Genomic DNA, 2,874 nt, shown 5'->3' on the forward strand with positions numbered 1-2,874 from the left:
AAAAACTAATCTATTTTCCGTACAACCTTGGTAAAGTCAGAGAAATTTCAGGGAAAACCGTTATTAATGTTAATGCCACAAGCATACAAACAAAAAATGGTATTACACCTTTTACTACATCCTCTAAGGGTGACTTCGCAACTCCGCAAGCAACAAATAAGTTAACTCCCAGCGGAGGGGTGATAAATCCAATAGCAAGGTTTGCAACCATAATTATACCAAAATGTATAGGATCCACTCCAATAGCTAATGCTACAGGAAGTAATATCGGTGAAAGTATAATAATTGCAGCAGTCGTATCCATAAAACATCCCACAAATAAAAGTAATATGTTAATCAGAAACAGTACTACATATTGATTACTTGAGAACGAAGATATAGCATTTGCTATCATAATAGGAATTTGCTCAAGTGTTAATATTCTTCCAAAGGTTGTTGCGGTTCCCACAATTATCATAACAGTTGCAGTCGTTAAAGCTGAACTGGCTATAACTTCAGGTAATTCGGATAGTTTAAGATCTTTATGTACAAATACTCCTACAACAAAACCATATATTACCGCTACAGCTGCTGCTTCCGTTGGAGTAAATATCCCACCGTATATTCCTCCTAATATTATGACAGGAACTAACAACGACCACTTTGCTTCGTAAACTGCATTCCATTTTTCTCTTGCACTGTATACAACTTGATCACCTTTATAACCCATCTTTTTTGATGTAAAATAACTGTAGGCAATAAGAATTATACCTATTAAAGCTCCCGGAACAAAACCGGCAAGAAACATTGTGCTTATTGACACGCTTGTAGATACTCCATACATTACCATCGGTATACTCGGAGGTATAATAACTCCTATACTTCCTGCCGTAGCATTCAATCCACTTGAAAAGTTTTTATCATATCCCTTATTAATCATAGCAGGTATCATTATACCGCCTATTGCCGCCACAGTTGCTGGACCTGAACCTGAAATAGCGGCGAAGAACATACATACGATTATAGTAACTATTGCTAATCCGCCTGTATACCTTCCGACGAAAACACTGGCAACATCAATTAATCGTTTTGAAATTCCACCCTTACCCATTAAATCTCCTGCTAAGACAAAAAAAGGTATCGCCATTAACGGAAAGGAATCTGTTGCTGTAACTAAACTTTGGGAAAGATAAGAAATTAACAAATCTCCGCTATAAATTATCGTACATATTGAAGCAATCCCTAAAGCTATTCCTACCGGTGTATTTAAAATAAGGAATATAACGAACGAACCAAAAAGAATTAATGATGACATTGAATATCTTCTCCTTTCAATAAAGTGATATGTTTGATGATATTCTGTACCAATCTTAGACTAACCATTGCAAATCCTACAAATGGCGCTAAATATACAAAACCCATAGGTAAACCTACAGCCGGAGAAGTTTGACCGCTCATAATAATCTTACTGCTTACTCCATATGATGTTACCACAATTATTATTGCGAAAGCTAAAAATAGAATATCACCAATTAAAGCTACGTATTTTCTTATATTTTTAGGAAACATATACATTGCTGCGTCCACTTTTATATGCCTGTCGGCTTTTACTCCATAACTAATACCTATATATGTTAACCATACAAACATATATCTTGCAATTTCCTCTGACCACGATAATGATGATTGCAATACGTATCTCATAAATACTTGTAAACCAATAACGACACTTGATGCACCCAGCAAAATAACTAAAATGATTTTTTCTAAATTATCATCTATAAATTTTAGTATTTTCATATAGCGTAACTCCTTCTCTATGTTTTAAGTGGGGGTTTTACCCCACTTAATAACCTGTAGCTTCGATGAAAGCACTAACCATATCTTCTCCTGCTTTTGTTTTAACCAAATCAAGAACAGGTGCCATCTTATCTCTAAAGGCTTGTTTCTCATCACTGGATAAATCAATAACTTCATTAGTGCTTCTCATTTTTTCTTCAAATTCTTTATCATTTTTACCTGCTATTTGTCTTTGTTCTGCTGTTGCTTCTTTAATTGATTCTGTTATGATTTCTTGATATTCGCTGGATAAATTGTTGAAAAATTCATTATTCATAAGGGGAATATACGCTGAATATATGTGTTGAGTTTTAGTAATATATTTTTGTACTTCCTGGAATTTTGTTGCATAAATTAATTCAAGAGGATTTTCCTGTGCATCAACTGTTTTTTGTTGAAGCGCTGTATAAAGTTCTCCAAAAGCCATAGGAGTAGGGTTAGCACCCAATAACGACCATGCTTTCATATGTATTTCATTTTCCATTGTTCTAATTTTTATACCTGATAATTCTTGTGGTGCTCTTACAGGAAGCTTACTGTTTGTAAAGTTTCTGAATCCATTTTCCCAATAGCCGAGACCTTTTATATTGTATTCTTTTAAAGTATCTAATAAGCTTTGTCCAACTTGACCATCAAGCACCTCATAAACCATATCTCTGTCTGAAAACAAGAAAGGAATGTCTAATACAAAAAATGCAGGGTCAAAAGCTGCCAAAGGAGCTGTAGAAGGACTGGTCATAGTAACATTACCTAATTGAACGGCTTCAATAAGTTCTCTGTCTCCGCCTAATTGCTGATTAGGGAATATTTTTACTGTTATCTTTCCGTCAGATTTTTGTTCAACAAGTTCTTTAAATTTTAACCAACCTTGATGCATTGCTGTAGTTTCAGCAACACCATGACCTACCTTAATTTCTAAAACTTCTTCTTTAGGAGCATTCGCACCTTTACTTGAACAACCAACAAATAAACTTAAGCATAAAGCAACAGCTAAAATTAATGCTATTTTCTTTTTCATTTTAATCTCCTTTTTTATCCTCTTTTTATTTTTTTATA

3 protein-coding genes are annotated in these 2,874 nt (G+C 34.2%); all 3 read right to left on the bottom strand.

Annotation, left to right across the window (positions count from 1 at the left end; all coding sequences use genetic code 11):
• Nucleotides 1-10 precede the first annotated feature (10 nt).
• From RT412_RS17105 to RT412_RS17115, 3 genes are read right to left on the bottom strand one after another with little or no spacing between them, the layout of a single operon-like run.
• A complete protein-coding gene (locus RT412_RS17105; protein WP_313413352.1) occupies nucleotides 11-1,294 on the bottom strand; it encodes a TRAP transporter large permease in 1,284 nt (427 codons plus the stop codon).
• Nucleotides 1,282-1,779 (bottom strand): TRAP transporter small permease, encoded by a 498-nt coding sequence (locus RT412_RS17110; protein WP_313413353.1) that lies wholly within the window; start codon nucleotides 1,777-1,779, stop codon nucleotides 1,282-1,284. Before RT412_RS17110 ends, RT412_RS17105 begins: the two co-directional genes overlap by 13 nt.
• Nucleotides 1,780-1,825: 46 nt before the next feature.
• Entirely contained in the window at nucleotides 1,826-2,836 is a 1,011-nt protein-coding gene (locus tag RT412_RS17115) for a DctP family TRAP transporter solute-binding subunit (protein ID WP_313413355.1), read from the bottom strand.
• Nucleotides 2,837-2,874: the final 38 nt, after the last annotated feature.

Source organism: Sedimentibacter sp. (genome assembly GCF_032080165.1).
Lineage (GTDB): Bacteria > Bacillota > Clostridia > Tissierellales > Sedimentibacteraceae > Sedimentibacter.